Genomic DNA, 16,422 nt, shown 5'->3' on the forward strand with positions numbered 1-16,422 from the left:
AAAACGATAAAGGTGTGATTCACATGTGCTTAATCTTGTTTGCTTACAAGGTGCATCCCAAATACAAGTTAATCGTTGCAGCTAATAGAGATGAATTTTATAAAAGGGCTACTGCACCAGCTCATTTTTGGGAAGATCATCCTAAAATTCTGGCAGGTCGGGATTTAGAAAAGATGGGAACGTGGATGGGGGTTACTTCCTCTGGTAGGTTTTCAGCGTTAACCAATTATCGGGATCCAAAGGATATTACAGTAGGAAAACGATCTCGGGGAGAACTTGTTTCACAGGCATTAACGTACGGGGGAAATCTAAAAGACTATCTGGAAATTTTAAAGAAAACCAATGAAGCTTATCCAGGCTACAACCTACTAGCAGGTGATATAAACAATCTTTACTATTATTCAAATAGGGGGAAAGATTTTCAAAAACTTCAACCAGGTATACATGGAGTAAGCAATCACTTACTAAATACTGAATGGCCAAAAGTAAGTAAGGGAAAGGCGCGCTTAGCTGCCATTATGAAGGAAGATTCAAAAGAGGAAATGGTAGAAAACCTAATGGATTTATTACAACAAGCAGATCCAGCACCGGATGAGCTTCTACCTAGCACAGGTGTCCCTTTAGAATGGGATCGATTGCTCTCGCCTTTGTTTATTAAAAGCGAAGGATATGGTACAAGGAGCTCCACTGTGATTTTGATGAGTGAAGAAGAGGTTGAATTTGTAGAGAATGTCTATACAGACAATACTGTAAAAACAAATAAATTCACAATTAATCCCAGTATTTAGGAGGAATAATAGACCCCTTAAGAGAATATAAATACTTGTCTGATTATTTTGAAAAAAGAAGTGCTTATAAGGGGAGGAATGAAGAATGGGAACATTAAATCCAAAAATGAAGTTTTTTCTTGAAAACTTAATGCCTGTCTACCCTGAAGGCTATACCCCAACCTTAGAGGATATTCGAAACAGAGCTAGTGTTGTACCACCTAGTGCAATAGAACCTGTACATCAAGTAACAGATCGGAAAATTCCCGGACAAGATAATGATATACCGATTCGTGTTTATACTCCTGAAGGAGAAGGACCTTTTCCAGTTATTGTTTATTTCCACGGTGGAGGATTTGTATACGGTGACCTTAATACCCATGACGCTGTATGCAGAAGTATCGTAAAAGCATCAGGGCAGGTTCTTGTTGCTGTAGACTATCGTTTAGCACCAGAAAACCCATTCCCAGCAGCGCCATTTGATTGTTATGCAGCAGCTAAATGGGTCTATGAACATTCAGAAGAATTAAATGTTGATAACACGAAATTATCAGTCGCTGGTGACAGTGCTGGAGGAAACTTAGCAACAGTCGTTTCATTGTTGGCTAAAGAGTATGGTGGTTTAACCATTTCAAAACAGGTATTACTTTACCCTGTTGTCGACCATTATGAGCCAGATAAATATGAATCTTATAAAGAAAATGGAAGTGGTTACTTTTTAACAACTGAGTCTATGGCACTTTTTAGTAAGCTTTACGTGCAGACTCCAATTCCAGGTAAGGGCTACTACGCTGCTCCTATCCAGGCCCCAGATTTAAGTGGTCTTCCACCAGCATTAGTCATTACAGCAGAATACGATCCTCTTCGAGATGAGGGTGAGCTATACGCAGAAAAATTACGTGAAGCGGGAGTTCCTGTCGTGGTTAAGAGAGAAGAGGGTCAAATTCATGGATTCTTTAATTTATTTAATCTGATCGATGCGAAAGATGATATTAAAGATGTATATGAGTACATTGGGGCTTTTCTTAAAAATGAAACCGTTAATCCAATAAAATCTTAATCTATATGTGAGCGGAGTAACCAACTCTGCTCTTTTTTTATGGATGAAGGGTGTTGACACAGCATTTTATTTTATGGTATTAAAAAAATAGAAAGTTTAGCACTCGTGTTAGGTGAGTGCTAAATGTTAGAGTATGCTATAGTAAGATTGCAAATTGCTAATGGAAGGAGATTTTTTTATGGAAGCAAAGCAAATGGAAACAAAGCAATTTCAAGCAGAATCTAAAAGATTATTAGAAATGATGATTAACTCAATTTATTCTCAAAAAGAGGTATTTTTAAGAGAGTTAATTTCAAATGCAAGTGATGCTATTGACAAGATTTATTACAAAGCATTAACAGATGAGAATCTTACGTTTGATAAAGATAGTTACTACATAAAAATTGAGGCAGACAAGAATAGTAGACAATTAAAGATAATCGATACCGGGATTGGAATGACGAAGGAAGAGTTAGAAAGCAACCTTGGTACGATTGCGAAGAGTGGATCATTAGCATTTAAAAAAGAGACTGAACTAAAAGATGGCTTTGACATTATTGGCCAATTTGGAGTAGGTTTCTATGCAGCGTTTATGGTAGCAGATGTAGTCACTGTTATCAGTAAAGCGGTAGGAAGTGACGAAGCCTATAAGTGGGAATCCCACGGTGCAGACGGATACACAATCGAGCCTTATGAGAAAGATACTGTAGGCACTGAAATTATTCTACAAATAAAAGAGAATACGGAAGATGAAACATACGATGAGTATCTAGAAGAGTACCGATTGAAGCAAATTATTAAGAAGTACTCTGATTTTATTCGCTACCCTATTAAAATGGATGTAACGAGCAAAAAGCCAAAGGCTGAAGATAGTGAGGAACTCGTAGATTTCACTGAGGAGCAAACCATTAACAGCATGGTCCCTATCTGGAGAAAAAATAAAAGTGAATTAACAGATGAGGATTACGAAAACTTTTACGCTGAAAAGCATTACGGGTTTGATAAGCCCATTAAACATCTCCATATTAATGTAGATGGAACAATCCGTTACAATGCAATATTATTTATCCCTGAGAACATCCCATTTGACTACTACTCAAAGGAATATGAAAAAGGCTTAGAGTTATATTCAAATGGTGTACTTATTATGAATAAATGTTCTGACCTTCTCCCTGATTACTTTAGCTTTGTTAAAGGGATGGTAGATTCAGAGGACTTATCACTTAATATTTCGAGGGAAATGCTGCAACATGATCGCCAGTTAAAGTTCATTGCGAAAAACATCAGCAAAAAGATTAAAAGTGAATTACAAAGCCTGTTAAAGAATGATAGAGAGAAGTACGAAGCATTCTATAATTCCTTTGGTAGACAATTAAAATATGGGGTTTATAGTGACTTTGGTGCAAACAAAGAATTGTTACAGGATTTATTAATGTTCTATTCTTCAAAGGAAAAGAAAATGGTTACGCTTGATGAATATGTTTCCAGAATGCCTGAGGATCAAAAGTATATTTATTATGCTTCGGGAGAGTCTTACGACCGTATTGAAAAATTACCTCAGACTGAGTTAGTGGCAGATAAAGGGTATGAAATTCTTTATTTCACAGAGGACATTGATGAGTTTGCGATTCGCATGCTTATGTCTTATAAAGAAAAAGAGTTTAAATCTGTTTCAAGCGGCGATTTAGGAATAGAAGAAGATGAAAATCAAAAGGACCAGAATGAAGACGAGCAGGAAAATAAAGAACTATTTGACTACATGAAAAATGTCCTTTCTGGAAAGGTTCAGGATGTTCGCGTTTCTAAACGCTTAAAAACTCATCCAGTCTGCTTGTCCACAGACGGGGAAGTAACGATTGAGATGGAAAAAATTCTGAGTCAAATGCCTGATAACCAAAATATTAAGGCAAACAAGGTGTTAGAAATCAATACGAATCATGAAGTGTTTAAATCTCTAACAGCTGCTTTTGAAAATGACAAGGAAAAACTAAATCTATACACAAACCTACTTTACAATCAAGCACTACTGATTGAAGGATTACCAATCCAAGACCCAGTTGAGTTTACAAATGATATTTGTAAAGTAATGGTTTAATATGATGAAGAACCGCATAGGCTTAGCGGTTCTTCATTTTTCATTTATTTAAAATTAGTAGTTTAGATGTATGAATTTGTCCAAGGTGATGGAGTTCATGGCTAATTGCAAAGAATGCTAATTCTCCAAAGGTCTCGCTACCAAGGAAAGGTTTTGGGAGCTTTTCTGTAAAGCTATCAACTGGAATTTCTTGAATGCGTGAAGATTGCTCCTTAATCTGACCAATTAGTGTTTCTACTGAAGGAACTTCCTCTGGCCAATCAGCTGGCTTTGTTCCATTACCAAAGAGTTGAACATAATTTTCTGGTAAATATGTTGATCTCTTAGGAAATCCAAACAACATCATCTCAGCTACCGTTAGAACATGACCGATATGCCAATGAATGGTATTGTTAAGACCTTCTAGCTGTACATCCAGTGCCTCATTTGGTATTTTTTCTATAGATTTAATAAAGTTTCCTCTAGCCACCTCAAATTGCTTGAGTAATAACTCGCTCATTTTCCTTCCCCCTTTTTCATTTGTAAAATTGGAACCTTACTGCTTTAATTTACCAAAATCTTAATTAATTGGAAAACTACCTGCTTATAGAAGATTACTTAAGAATGAAGCTGCTTCTATTTTACTTATCATTTCTTTCTTTCTTTAAGATTCTCTTTAGTAAAAGTATACCTGCTACCAAAGCAATTATATTTAAGGAATCTCCTAGATTAATGGTAAGGTTGAAGGTATTGTTAACGTTAACCTTGTTATTATTGTGGTTAGTAGAACCTGAGCTTTTCAACTCTTCCTGGGAATTCACTAAAGATTTTCCTCCCCTCATAGTAAATAGCTAATTGTAATATGTATGCTACGATTTTTACTTTCATCCTATTCCATTCTATTAAAAATATTCTATCAAAATTTCCAACGATAATGACCCGCAATTGGAGTTTTAAAAGACTTTAATTTTACTTCTGCAGCAAAAGGAGGGTTATTGTGAATAAAATATGGAGTTCCATCCTTTGCTCGTTTATCGGACACAATCCCAACATGATGGTAACCATCTAGGAAGACAACAATATCTCCAGGTTGCCATTCCTTCAAGTTCTCAATATCTCCAGGGATTAACTCAGTTGTTAGAGATTTAGCATGTCTCTCAAGAAAAACACTTTGGTTTGGAACTCTTCTGAAATCAATATTAGGGTCTGGTTTTCCGTTAACTCTATAATATAAATCTATATTCTGCTTTATATCTTTATCCATTAAATCTTTTAAATTAATATCTGCTCCAAATAAACCACGCCATATTACATCTGTACATACGCCTTCTTCATCGGGTGGATATCCACCTGCATAATAGTTGCTTTCGTATTTTGTACGTTGCTTCACTTCTATTCTAGCAGCATGGACAATGTCGAGTGGATCAGGTATTCCATTTTGATTTGCATCCGTTTCTGAATAGGTGTCAGGTACATCCACACTTTTAATAAACGGATTCTCAATATGTATACCAAGATAATCAAGTACCATTCCGTTGCGAAAGAACAGTGATGTGCTAACTAATCCAACCATTATAATGGCAACGATAAGGATTGTTTTTTTGAACATTATTACACCTCAATTAATGGAAAACTTTGTTATTAATTGTATAGACGTTAACAATTGCCCGTATGTTACATGATTTATAAAAGGGTTTTGTATAATTCAAAAAGGACATTCTAGTTTGAATGTCGGTAATGTTTTATTTATTGACTGCACTTAATCTCTTTGAGGTATATCCTTTAACTTCTTATTCAGATGAGAGGCTGTGAAAAGAGCATATGGATCTTGAAGGATGTCCCCGGGCTTATTTCCTTTCCCGATGATGAAGCCCTCAAAGTCAATTCCTATAAAATCAAAAATATGTTTAAATTGTTGAATCATGGGGAGCCCTTTAATATACGGATCGTCACCACCAACAGCGATAACATAGGCTTTTTTAGATGCCATTCTTGCCTTGAAATCGGGAAAATCACGCAAGCTTTGTGACCAACGATCAATAAAGTTTTTCATTTCTCCTGACATGCTATACCAGTAAATAGGTGTAGAAAAGATTAGGATTTCATGTATTAAGATTCGCTCTATAATAGAGTTGTAATCATCATTTCTATCTTGGAAGCCTTCTTCTGAATGACGCTTATCTATTATTGGGTTGATGTTGTAATCTCTTAGGTAAACGGAATCTGTATGAATTCCTTCTATAACACAATTAGTTAAAATATCTGTATTTCCATTTAGACGAGTTCCACCGTTAATGACTGCTATGGACATTGTTGTTCTCTCCTTTTAATACCTGTTGCTGCTTTATTATTTCTATCTTATAATGCGGATATAAATCGATAAAGATGATAATTTCGATATAGACAATCGGAAATAACGATTAGGTGGATGGTAAGATGGAAATCAAACAATTAATTACTTTTAAATATGCGGCAGAAAGTTTGAACTTTACCCAGACTGCTAAAATATTGAACTTTGCACAATCAAGTGTAACGGCACAAATAAAAACTCTTGAAGAGGAAATAGGGAAGCCTCTATTTGAACGTCTAGGAAAACGGTTAATATTAACTGAAGCGGGACAACAGTTTAAACGGTATGCTGAAAAGATGATTAAACTAAGTGAAGAAGCGATAATAGTTGCGAACGGAGAAAGAGTATCATCAGGTACTTTAACAATAGGGGCTCAAGAAAGCCAGTGTACTTATCGATTACTTCCAATCCTTAAACAGTTTAAGGCTCTTTATCCCAATATGAAAATTGTGTTTAAACCTGCACATTCTGATGAGATTGCACGAAAGCAGCTCATGGAGGGGGCTCTAGATATTGCTTTCATTACAGATTTTAGCAAACCCGATGGAGCTTTAAGAAAAGAACGACTTATAAAAGAAGAATTGAAGGTGGTCGCTTCAGGGGATTATCCTAGTGATGTTTTCTCACCAGAAGAGATGAAGAATGAAACGTTATTGCTTACGGAAGCAGGTTGCTCTTATCGCTATATATTTGAGGATGAGTTTATCTCAGTTGGAGTACATCCATCAGATAAAATAGAGTTCGGGAGCGCGGAAACGATTAAACAATGTGTAATTACAGGCTTAGGAATAGCGATGTTACCAGGTATGGTTGTAGACAGGGAGATAAAAGAGGGAAGACTAAAAGAGTTGGTCCGAAAGGAGAGTGGTCCTCATCTTTATACACATATCGCTTGGCATAAAGATAAGTGGATGACCCCACCATTAGAAGCTTTTATTGAGCTAACTAGAAAGACGTTTGGATCTATTTACAATAAAGGGAGATTGTACAATGAAATTGTATAGAGTCATTATTCCAGTTTCAGATATTGAAAAAGCAACTGAGTTTTACAGCAAATATTAATTACCACAAACAAAAGAAAAAAAGTGGCTAACCTATTTCTAAGGCTAGCCACTTTTTTTCTTTTTAACTGTTTTTCTAGCTTATGAGTATGACCAAGTCTAAAAAAAGAGGTTGAAGGTAAGAAACTAGATTTTAAAGGAGTTCTAATCCTTTGTAGTCACATTGAATCATAATACTTTCAAATTTTTCTGATCTTCAAGTTTCATTTGCTCAAGCTCTAATTTCATTTTCTCAGTCTCTATTAAATAGTTTTCATGTTTTATTTTTTCTAGTTCTAATTCATCTTTAAGCATTTGATGTTTTAGTTTCGTTTGTTTTTGAAGATGTCCTGTTACGATTGCGATAATAGGGATTGAAAAAATCATAACGGTTGAGACTAGTCCAGTTATTATGGTAAACGCCCCCTCTACTAATAGTTCCGATTGATTAATTACTAATATTATACAACATTGTATCTTTTGCCCAAAACCATTTCCACCTCAAAAACCACCTTTCTCCAAGTAAATCATAGAACCCCCTTTCTTATTTTCCTATAAATCACTAAGCCTCAGGTCTTAGTAAAAGTTAAATCTCAAGGGTCTTACTGGCAAAACTGGAAACATTTATGATAATCCATGTGAAGAAAATACTTAAGATTTACGAACATGGAGGAATAGGCAATGAAGTCAATTATTCAGTTTAGTATGAAAAACACAGTAGCACTTTTTTTGATGATTATTCTATTATTAGGCGGTGGGATTTTCGCAGCTCGTGAAATGAATATTGAAAAATATCCTGGGGTGGATATTCCATACTTAGGAGTATGGATTTCCTATCCAGGAGCTTCACCTGAACAGGCTCTAAAAGATATAGGCGAACCGGCTACAAAAGAGGCCATGAACATTAAAGATGTAAAGAACGTTTATAGTGATGCTACAGCCTGGGGTGTCTGGTTAACGATTGAATATGATATGAGTATTAATATGGATGAAGGTGAAGATCGAGCTAGAGAGGCTTTATCAAAAATCCAACTACCTGATGGTGCTGGCCAGCCAGAATTTCAAAGACAGTCACCAAATAGTATGCCAATATTTTCTGCCGGGTTCTCAACAGAAGACAATTCTAAAGAAGTACAACAATACGTTAAAGATACTGTAGTACCAACGATCGAAGGAATCGAAGGTGTAAGCGAGGTTCAAACTTCAGGTATTGATGAACAAAAGGCTTATGTGAAAGTAGATCCAGAGAAACTAAAGAATTATGATCTAACATTGGATCAAGTAAAACAGTTTATTTTAGGGAATAACCTTTCCATTCCAACTGGTGAGTTAGCAATTAATGATGAAATTTTACCAGTGAGGGTAAGTAAAGAGCTCTCTTCTATTAGCGCAATAGAAGATATAAATATTCTTGTATCCCCTTTAGTGAATGATGGGAAAAGCTCTATAAAATTGAAAGAGATCGCAGACGTTGAGTATGGAGTTCAAAGTAGCAAAAACTATACAAGAATTAATGCAAAAGATGCAGTGACATTCGAAATTATTGCAGAGCCTGGTGCAAACTCGGTTGCAATTGTAGAAGAAGTAAAAGAACACTTAGAAAAATTTGATTTACCTGCTAACGCAGAGATAGAAATTTTATCTGATCAATCGAAGTCTATTAATGATTCCGTCTCTGCTATGTTAAGAGAAGCGATGCTAGGAGCGTTAATGGCTGTAGTTGTTACGCTTCTATTCTTAAGAAATATTCGCTCAACCTTAATAGCTATTATATCAATTCCACTTTCTATATTTGCATCCATCATGGTACTAAATGCTTTAGGTTATACCCTAAATATTATGACATTAGCAGGTATCGCAGTAGCTGTTGGACGCGTAGTCGATGATTCAATTGTTGTTATCGAGAATGTATTCCGCCGAGTTAGAGCTTCTGAAGTAAGGGATAGTAAGCTTGTCGAGGATTCTACAAGAGAGGTAGCATCAGCCATTACATCATCCACAATAACAACCGTTGCAGTATTTTTACCAATGGCGTTTGTTCCAGGAATAGTCGGAAGATTCTTTGCTCCACTAGCTTGGACAATTGTTATATCGTTATTATTCTCGCTTTTAGTCGCAATCACGATTGTACCGTTACTATCTAGAATCTTTTTATTAAAATTGGATCCTAAAGAGCATAAGGAAAATGGTCTTCAAAAGCTATATCGTAAGACGCTAAAATGGTCCCTATCACACCGTTTAGTAACGCTTGGAATGGCAGTTGTTATTTTAGTAGGAAGTGTAGCTGCTATTGCTCCACAATTAGGAACAACCTTTTTACCACAAGAAACATTATTAGAATATAGAACATCCATCTCAATGGAAGAAGGAACAAATGTTGAGAAAACAAACAAAATTGCAAGCGAAGTAGAAACGATTCTATTAAATCGTAAAGATATAGATAAAGTATCAACATCTGTAGGAGAAGGAAATGCATCAATCTCATTCGTAATGAAGGAAGATGTTGAAGACGTTCATGCAGCTGTAGCCGATATTAGAACAGAATTTAAAAAGGTTCTAGGTGCTAAAGAAATTACAGTAACTAGTACTGGCGATATGACGGGTGGAGGAACATCCTATCTTCAAATTGTTGTAAACGGTCCAAATATGGAGGATATTAAAGCTGGTAGCGAACAAATGGTTACAGAGCTTAAGAAAATTAAAGGGCTAGATGAGGTAGTAACAACCTTAGAAGGTGAAAAGCCAGAGATTAAAATTGAACTAGATGAAGAAAAGTTAATTGAAAATGGCTTAATGCCTGCTATGGTTGCGCAAAGTTTACGTACGATGATTACAGGAGAGACGGTAACAAAAGTAGTTTTAGACAGAGAAACAACTGATCTTCAGTTAACATTAAAGCTAGATGAACTGAATTCAATGGAAGTGCTTGGAGAGCAGAAGATTACGAATGCTTTTGGTACACAGGTGGCTTTAGAGGATGTAGGTACACTTAAAAAAGTAAAAAGTAAAACGGCTATTAATCACTTAAACGGAAAAGAATACGTATTTGTTCGTGGATCGATTGTTGATTCGAATACGGGAGAAGTTAGTAAGAGAGCTTATGAAGCTCTAGAGAAGCTTGAACTACCTGAAGGTGTAACATGGAAAACAGAAGGTGCTTCTGCTGCTATGGATGAAGGGTTTAAAAACATGGCAATTGCAATAGCTGTAAGTATTCTACTAGTCTACATGGTTATGGTCATTGCTTTTGGTGAAGGGAAGGCACCGTTTGTTATCCTTTTCGCTATTCCATTCTCGGTTATTGGAGCTCTTATAGGATTATTTGTTGTGGGTGAACCAATTGGAATGCCATCAATGATAGGGTTGCTAATGCTAAATGGTATTGTTGTTACAAATGCGATTGTTCTAATCGACAAAGTAAAGAAAAATGAAAATGAGGGTATGGAAAAACATGAAGCTTTAATTGAAGCAGGTGTAGTTCGAATTCGACCAATCTTAATGACTGCTATTGCAACAATCGGAGCACTTGTTCCAATGGCTGTTTCTGCACATGCAGGATTAGTTTCGACTTCATTAGCAGTTGTAGTAATTGGTGGATTAACGACATCTACATTGTTAACATTGATTATTGTGCCAGTGTTATATAGCCTTTTTCATCCGAAAAGGAAAAATAAGAAAGCGCAGCAAGTAGCCGAAGCGGCATAATTGAATAAAGCTTGTGGGGGAAAAAACCTCTACAAGCTTTTTATTATGTTCTATAATTTATTTACACAGGAAAAGATTGGAGATCATATTATATGAACAAACAATTGATTTGTAAAATGTATCAGTTAAGTCATAACTCTTCATTCTCCCTTTTAAATGATGGAGAAAATCAAACGTATCTAATTGTTGATGGAGAGCAGAAAAAAGTTTTACGAAAGTACCGCCAAAATCGATATAACTTAATGCAAATACAAGCTGAAATTGATTGGTTAATAGCTTTAGAGAATAAGCTGTTGGTACCTTCAATTATTCCAAATAAGGATAGCGAATCGGTGATGGAATCCAACCAAATTTACTATGTTATGTTTAACCATATAGATGGAACAGATGTGGATGAAGATTCAGAAGAAAACTACCATAAACTAGGACGGACAATGCTAGACCTACATCAAGCGTCTGAGAAAATTCTTGATGGTGCCCCATTTAATTGGTTGGGATGCAACCGTCCATATTATACTGAGCAATCAATGCTTCATATACCATTAAAACAATTGCTTAATGCCTCTTTCTTAAGTCATGCTGAAAAGGACGAGTATGTTAAGGTCGCGGATAAACTACTAGGTTTTGCCAAAGAAATGGAAAATACAAAAAAACAGTTTATTCATGCTGACTTGCATTTTGGAAATATACTAGTATCAAAGAGTGGGTGGTATATTTTGGATTTTGATGAAGCGGGTTTTGGACACAGGGCTATTGATATTGGTGTGCCGCGAATTCATATGATTTCCTCAAATCGGATAGATGAAATGTGGCCAAGCTTTAAAGATGGATATAGCACACCAATTACGGAAAATGAAGTACGATATGGGACTTGTCTACGAATCTTCTATATGGCAGGAAAGATTCCATTAAGAACAGATATTGAGGCAATTGGGAAAGATCCGAGCAAATTTATTAAACGGTATTTAAACTTTATTAATCAGGAGTTATCGGGAACTACACCATTTTAGAATTATGAAAAGGGCTTTACCTCAAAAATATGAACAAATAGTAAACTTAGTTTCGTCTAATGAATATACAGAAAATTAAGTTATTTCATTGTTGTATAAAATGGGGTGTTCCTTTGAAAATTTTCCTAAAGCAGATAAGAAATATTTTACTACTTGCTAGTGTAGCACTTGTGTTAATTTGTCTTGCTGTAATTCCGAAGAATCCTGCGATTACTACTTCCACGTTAAATCTTTCTTACATTTGGTACAGCTTTAAAACAATCTTAATTGATCTTGTAAGCTTGGAAGGACTAGGGAAAACAGTTAGGGAAACATATGTCATTACAGAAGTGAATATGTTTTTCTTACGTAGCTTGAAAATTATTCTGCCCTCATTTTTTTTGACTCTAGTAGTTGGTATTTTACTAGGAATCGTTAGCTTTAGATTTCAACGGAACTTCATTGGAAAAGCAATTCAAAGTGTTCATCTTTTTATTAGCTCTCTACCCGACTTTTTTGCTTTTATCTTAATTCAATATGGTTTATTACTAGCTGTTCGATTCGGATTTCCTCACCTGGACCTCTTTGGACATGAGGACTGGTATAACACAATTCTTCCTATAACTAGTTTAAGTTTATACCCTATTTTCTACATCTACCGAGTTACGGCATCTAGTTTAGAGGATGAATATATCAAAGACTATGTTTCTACCGTACGAGCAAAAGGAAAGTCTGAAACTTATATTCTATTTACTCATTTGTTATGGAATACTTGGGGGAGAATTATTACCAACACCAAAACAATAATGCTCTATATCTTAACTAGTCTTCCTATCATTGAGTTACTCTCCTACTATCAAGGGATGGGGTATCATTTATTAAAATCAATTCAAAATGATGAAGCCATGATGATTATTGGTTTTATATACCCTTATTTACTTATCATGTTTATCGTTATGTTCATAAGCGATTTTGGATCTACCATACTAGTACCCTTATCCGCAGAAAATAAGGCGCTTAAACCAATCAAGGTTCGCCACTATAAAAAATATTTTGTATGGTTCGTTACCCGTATAGTGAATATTTTCATATTCATTAGACAATACCCACTATTAATCTTTAGCTCACTTATTATAGTCAGCCTGTTTTACATAGCGTATTTTGGACCAAACTGGTCTTTTGTTGATGCAGACCTAGAAACTTTTTTGTTTACAAAGGATGATAATGGATAAATGGTGGTACCACCATTACCACCGTCTGGAGATTATTGGCTCGGAACAGACCGTGCAGGGAGAGATCTTTTTAGCTTAATTATACTGGGTGCGAAAGAAACTTTGATTATAGTTGTATTGATTACTTTAGTTCGATTTATACTTGGGATTCCTTTAGGTTATTTTGCTGCGAGAGGAAACTTTATATTTACGTTGTTCTTACGCATATTACAAATGTTATTTTCGTTTTTCCCGATTTTATTCTTAATTATGTTAGTGATGGCTGTCCCTTTTCTACAACATCATGATAATCGAATTTACTGGATGGTTTTGTTCTTAGCGATTGTGGAACTTGGACGTATAGCACAAATTTATCGAGAAGAGTTTGAGAGGGTAGGCCAACTAGAATTTGTAGTAGCAGGAATTTCAGCTGGTGCTACTAAATTAGGTCTATTCAAAAATTACTATTTTCCTTTACTGAAAAAGCAAACAATTATTCAAGTTACAAATGACCTAGGAAGATCACTGTTTTTATTTTCACAGTTAGGGTTTGTCTCTGTTTTTCTATCGCAGGAGTACATTCAGGATCACTTAGGGAATTGGAAGTTTCAAAATACCTCACTCAATTGGCCGGTGCTATTATCAAACGCATTAAATGATATTCGCTCAAGTGTTTGGATTCCATTTTTTGTAGCAGCTTGTATTGCCTTAACGATTCTTGCGTTTAACTTTTTAGGAGAGGCTCTAAGAAGGTATTTTAATAGTAAGAGAAAGGTTGTTTCTAGTGAGAAAGTTGATGAGAAAATAACCTTGCTTCTAGAGCGTGCTAAGTCTAAGGGGATTTTTTCTAAGAAACTTGTAGTCGCTTCGGGGGGGGGGGCTGTAATCGTTCTCGCATCGACGCTCCTATTCTTGCAGCAACAAAATATCATTTTTAAAGATGAGGCTGTCCAAGTTTCTGCGGTTGAAAATCAGGAACAAGTCATCGAAAACATCGCTGCCTTTGCAAAAGTATATGGATACATTAGATATTTTCATCCGAGTCAAGAGGCTGATTATTTAAATTGGGACCAGTTTGCCATTTATGGTTCCAACTATGTAAGGGATGCTCAAAATGAGAAGGAATTAAGAAAAAAGCTCGAAGAATTATTCATGCCAATGGCTCCAACCATGAAGATTTATAAAGTTGGACAAAAAGAGGAGATAGAAATTCTAGATTTAGCAAATAACCCGAATGTCAAAGTAGCAGCTTTTCAACATCAAGGATTGGGTCGTGAAATCGCTTATGTAGAAAGGTTTAATGTATCTGAAGAAGAAGAACCATCTGAACCACCTCTATACAATAGCCAAAGAATATTTGCTAGTTTAGATATGAAAGATATGTCTCAAGCTTTGTTCCCTCACATGCCAAAGAAAGACGAGGTTTTTGAGGCGCAGATAAGTGAGGAGATTATGATTAAGTTTCCGTTGACTCTTTATACTGAAAATGATGGACCAACCTTAGGTAGCAGTGAGCAATCACGTCAAAAATATTTTGAACTCACTCAAGACATTGGTGAAGATTATCTAGATAAAGTTACACTTGAAGACAATACGGCCTATGTTAGTAATACCATTTTGGTGTGGAATCAAATTCAGCATTTTTACCCTTATTTTGACGATCGAATTCTGTGGGATGAACAGTTAAAGCCTGCGATAAAAAATGCTCTTGATGCAAAGAACGAAAAGGAATTCCTCCTAGGTTTGAGAAAAATGATCGCCTCAATTGAGGATGGACAAGGTGAAATACTCCCTGATCAAAGTGGTGGAAAGTACGTTCGTTTTCCATTTAGGGTTGAAGTGATTGAAGGTAAGATGGTTGTTACTGCTGCAGTACCAGATTCCCCAATTAAATCAGGTGACACTATTTTAGAAATAGAACGTACACCTGCTATGGATTTGATAAAGGAAATCGCACCTGTCCTTTCAGGTACAACTCACTGGCGTATAAATAAAGCGCTAGAGGAACTTACAACTAGACGAAGAGGCACTAAGGTAGTAGTGAAATGGGAGCACGAAGGTAAAACAGAGGCTGCTACTGTCAGTTTGGACCAAAATTTTGCTGTAGATCCTTATGGAAGAGATGGTTCTGTTAAAGAGCTTGAAGAAGGGATCTTCTATGTGAATCTAATAGGAACAAAAACAGAGGATATCCAACCACATATTCCAACATTAGCAAATGCTAAAGGAATCATATTTGATATTAGAGGAGTTCCTGATCTAGCTATGAGAGAATTATTCTCTCACTTGATTGTAGAACCAGCAAAAGGTGCTCAATTCTTAATTCCTCAGGTCATCTATCCAAACTATGAAAATGTCATTTGGTTTAATGATCAAGTAGAGAGAGAGTGGTTATTAAATCCGAAAGAACCTAATTTTAAAGGAAAGTTCGCATTCTTAATATCGGAAGATACGATTGCAGAAGGAGAGGCCTTCTTGCATTATGTAATAGAAAACAAGTTAGGTGAAGTGGTTGGAGAGCAAACAGCTGGTGCAACAGGTTTAGTCAATACGAGTGTTTTACCAGGAGGAGTCACATTCAATTGGACTGGAATGCTGGTAAAAAATAGAGAGGGAGTTCCTTCCCATAAAATGGGGATTCCCCCTAACTATCCAGTTGTTCAAACCATTGAAGCAATAAAAGCTGGAAGAGACGAGTATATCGAGAAAGCTTTAGAGGTTTTGTACCAAAATTAATGGAGTTTTTGGAGGAATATTATTATGCAAGTATTATTTCAATACAACTGGCAAGTAAGGAACAATTGGCTTAAATGGTGCGAACAACTCTCAGAGGAAGAACTGTTGGTGGAGCGAAAGGGTGGAGTAGGTAATATTCTGCACACCCTCCTTCACATTATCGATGTTGAATATAGTTGGATTCGTGGTTTAAAAGGAGAGTCTGATTATGAGGTGGATTTCTCTGAGTATAAGACTGTTGAAAGTGTAAAGTCTCTCTCAGATTCATTACAAATAGAAATTAAGCAATATTTAGAATCATGGTCAAATGAAATGGAGTATGAAAACGTTAAAGTTTCATGGAATGAAGAAGAGTACATGAAGGGCGAGATACTTAGACATATTATCGCCCATGAAATCCATCACATAGGTCAACTCTCTGTTTGGTCAAGAGAACTTGGGTTAAGACCAGTTTCTGCAAATTTGATTGGAAGAGGTTTAATGAATAAATAATATTTTAGATCCTAATAGA

14 protein-coding genes are annotated in these 16,422 nt (G+C 35.8%); 9 read left to right on the top strand and 5 right to left on the bottom strand.

Annotated elements, in window-relative coordinates:
* Window positions 1-23 precede the first annotated feature (23 nt).
* The 3 genes from ACFYKX_RS19620 (at window position 24) to htpG (ending at window position 3,901) form a co-directional block, all read left to right on the top strand.
* Window positions 24-788, top strand: a complete 765-nt coding sequence (locus tag ACFYKX_RS19620) for an NRDE family protein (protein ID WP_389362807.1) — start codon at window positions 24-26, stop codon at window positions 786-788.
* An 85-nt stretch (window positions 789-873) separates the two neighbouring features.
* Complete coding sequence (locus ACFYKX_RS19625; RefSeq protein WP_389362809.1) at window positions 874-1,827, top strand: alpha/beta hydrolase; 954 nt, start codon at window positions 874-876, stop codon at window positions 1,825-1,827.
* A gap of 193 nt (window positions 1,828-2,020) precedes the next feature.
* Window positions 2,021-3,901: a molecular chaperone HtpG gene (gene htpG / locus ACFYKX_RS19630; RefSeq protein WP_389362939.1), complete on the top strand. Its 1,881-nt coding sequence runs from the start codon at window positions 2,021-2,023 to the stop codon at window positions 3,899-3,901.
* Window positions 3,902-3,941: 40 nt separating this feature from the next.
* Here htpG and ACFYKX_RS19635 read toward each other — a convergent pair whose 3' ends face one another.
* From ACFYKX_RS19635 to ACFYKX_RS19650, 4 genes are all read right to left on the bottom strand, one after another.
* A complete protein-coding gene (locus ACFYKX_RS19635; RefSeq protein WP_389362810.1) occupies window positions 3,942-4,400 on the bottom strand; it encodes a DinB family protein in 459 nt (152 codons plus the stop codon).
* Between the two features lie 121 nt (window positions 4,401-4,521).
* Window positions 4,522-4,701, bottom strand: coding sequence for a hypothetical protein (locus tag ACFYKX_RS19640; RefSeq protein ID WP_389362812.1), 180 nt, complete (start codon window positions 4,699-4,701; stop codon window positions 4,522-4,524).
* 95 nt (window positions 4,702-4,796) lie between these two features.
* Window positions 4,797-5,489, bottom strand: a complete 693-nt coding sequence (locus tag ACFYKX_RS19645) for a DUF1287 domain-containing protein (protein WP_389362814.1) — start codon at window positions 5,487-5,489, stop codon at window positions 4,797-4,799.
* A 150-nt stretch (window positions 5,490-5,639) separates the two neighbouring features.
* Window positions 5,640-6,191: a flavodoxin family protein gene (locus ACFYKX_RS19650; protein ID WP_389362816.1), complete on the bottom strand. Its 552-nt coding sequence runs from the start codon at window positions 6,189-6,191 to the stop codon at window positions 5,640-5,642.
* 125 nt (window positions 6,192-6,316) lie between these two features.
* On the opposite strand from ACFYKX_RS19650, the gene ACFYKX_RS19655 reads away from it, so the two are divergent.
* Window positions 6,317-7,234, top strand: a complete 918-nt coding sequence (locus ACFYKX_RS19655; protein ID WP_389362818.1) for a LysR family transcriptional regulator — start codon at window positions 6,317-6,319, stop codon at window positions 7,232-7,234.
* 225 nt (window positions 7,235-7,459) lie between these two features.
* Here the strand turns inward: ACFYKX_RS19655 and ACFYKX_RS19660 are convergent, their stop codons facing one another.
* Window positions 7,460-7,657 carry a hypothetical protein gene (locus ACFYKX_RS19660; RefSeq protein WP_389362819.1) on the bottom strand — a complete coding sequence of 66 codons (198 nt, stop codon included), beginning with the start codon at window positions 7,655-7,657 and terminating at the stop codon, window positions 7,460-7,462.
* Between the two features lie 294 nt (window positions 7,658-7,951).
* Here ACFYKX_RS19660 and ACFYKX_RS19665 point away from each other — a divergent pair, with 294 nt between their 5' ends.
* The 5 genes from ACFYKX_RS19665 (at window position 7,952) to ACFYKX_RS19685 (ending at window position 16,403) form a co-directional block, all read left to right on the top strand.
* A complete protein-coding gene (locus ACFYKX_RS19665) occupies window positions 7,952-10,975 on the top strand; it encodes an efflux RND transporter permease subunit (protein ID WP_389362821.1) in 3,024 nt (1,007 codons plus the stop codon).
* 92 nt (window positions 10,976-11,067) lie between these two features.
* The gene (locus ACFYKX_RS19670) at window positions 11,068-11,985 is read left to right on the top strand and encodes a phosphotransferase enzyme family protein (protein WP_389362823.1); all 918 of its coding nucleotides are present in this window, start codon (window positions 11,068-11,070) and stop codon (window positions 11,983-11,985) included.
* 113 nt (window positions 11,986-12,098) lie between these two features.
* The gene (locus ACFYKX_RS19675) at window positions 12,099-13,196 is read left to right on the top strand and encodes an ABC transporter permease subunit (RefSeq protein WP_389362825.1); all 1,098 of its coding nucleotides are present in this window, start codon (window positions 12,099-12,101) and stop codon (window positions 13,194-13,196) included.
* A complete protein-coding gene (locus tag ACFYKX_RS19680; RefSeq protein ID WP_389362826.1) occupies window positions 13,197-15,911 on the top strand; it encodes an ABC transporter permease subunit in 2,715 nt (904 codons plus the stop codon). It abuts the gene before it with no gap.
* A 24-nt stretch (window positions 15,912-15,935) separates the two neighbouring features.
* Window positions 15,936-16,403, top strand: a complete 468-nt coding sequence (locus ACFYKX_RS19685; protein ID WP_389362828.1) for a DinB family protein — start codon at window positions 15,936-15,938, stop codon at window positions 16,401-16,403.
* Window positions 16,404-16,422: the final 19 nt, after the last annotated feature.

Origin of the sequence: Cytobacillus spartinae, from assembly GCF_042865285.1 — a bacterium.
GTDB classification, from domain to species: Bacteria; Bacillota; Bacilli; order Bacillales; family Cytobacillaceae; genus Robertmurraya_A; species Robertmurraya_A spartinae.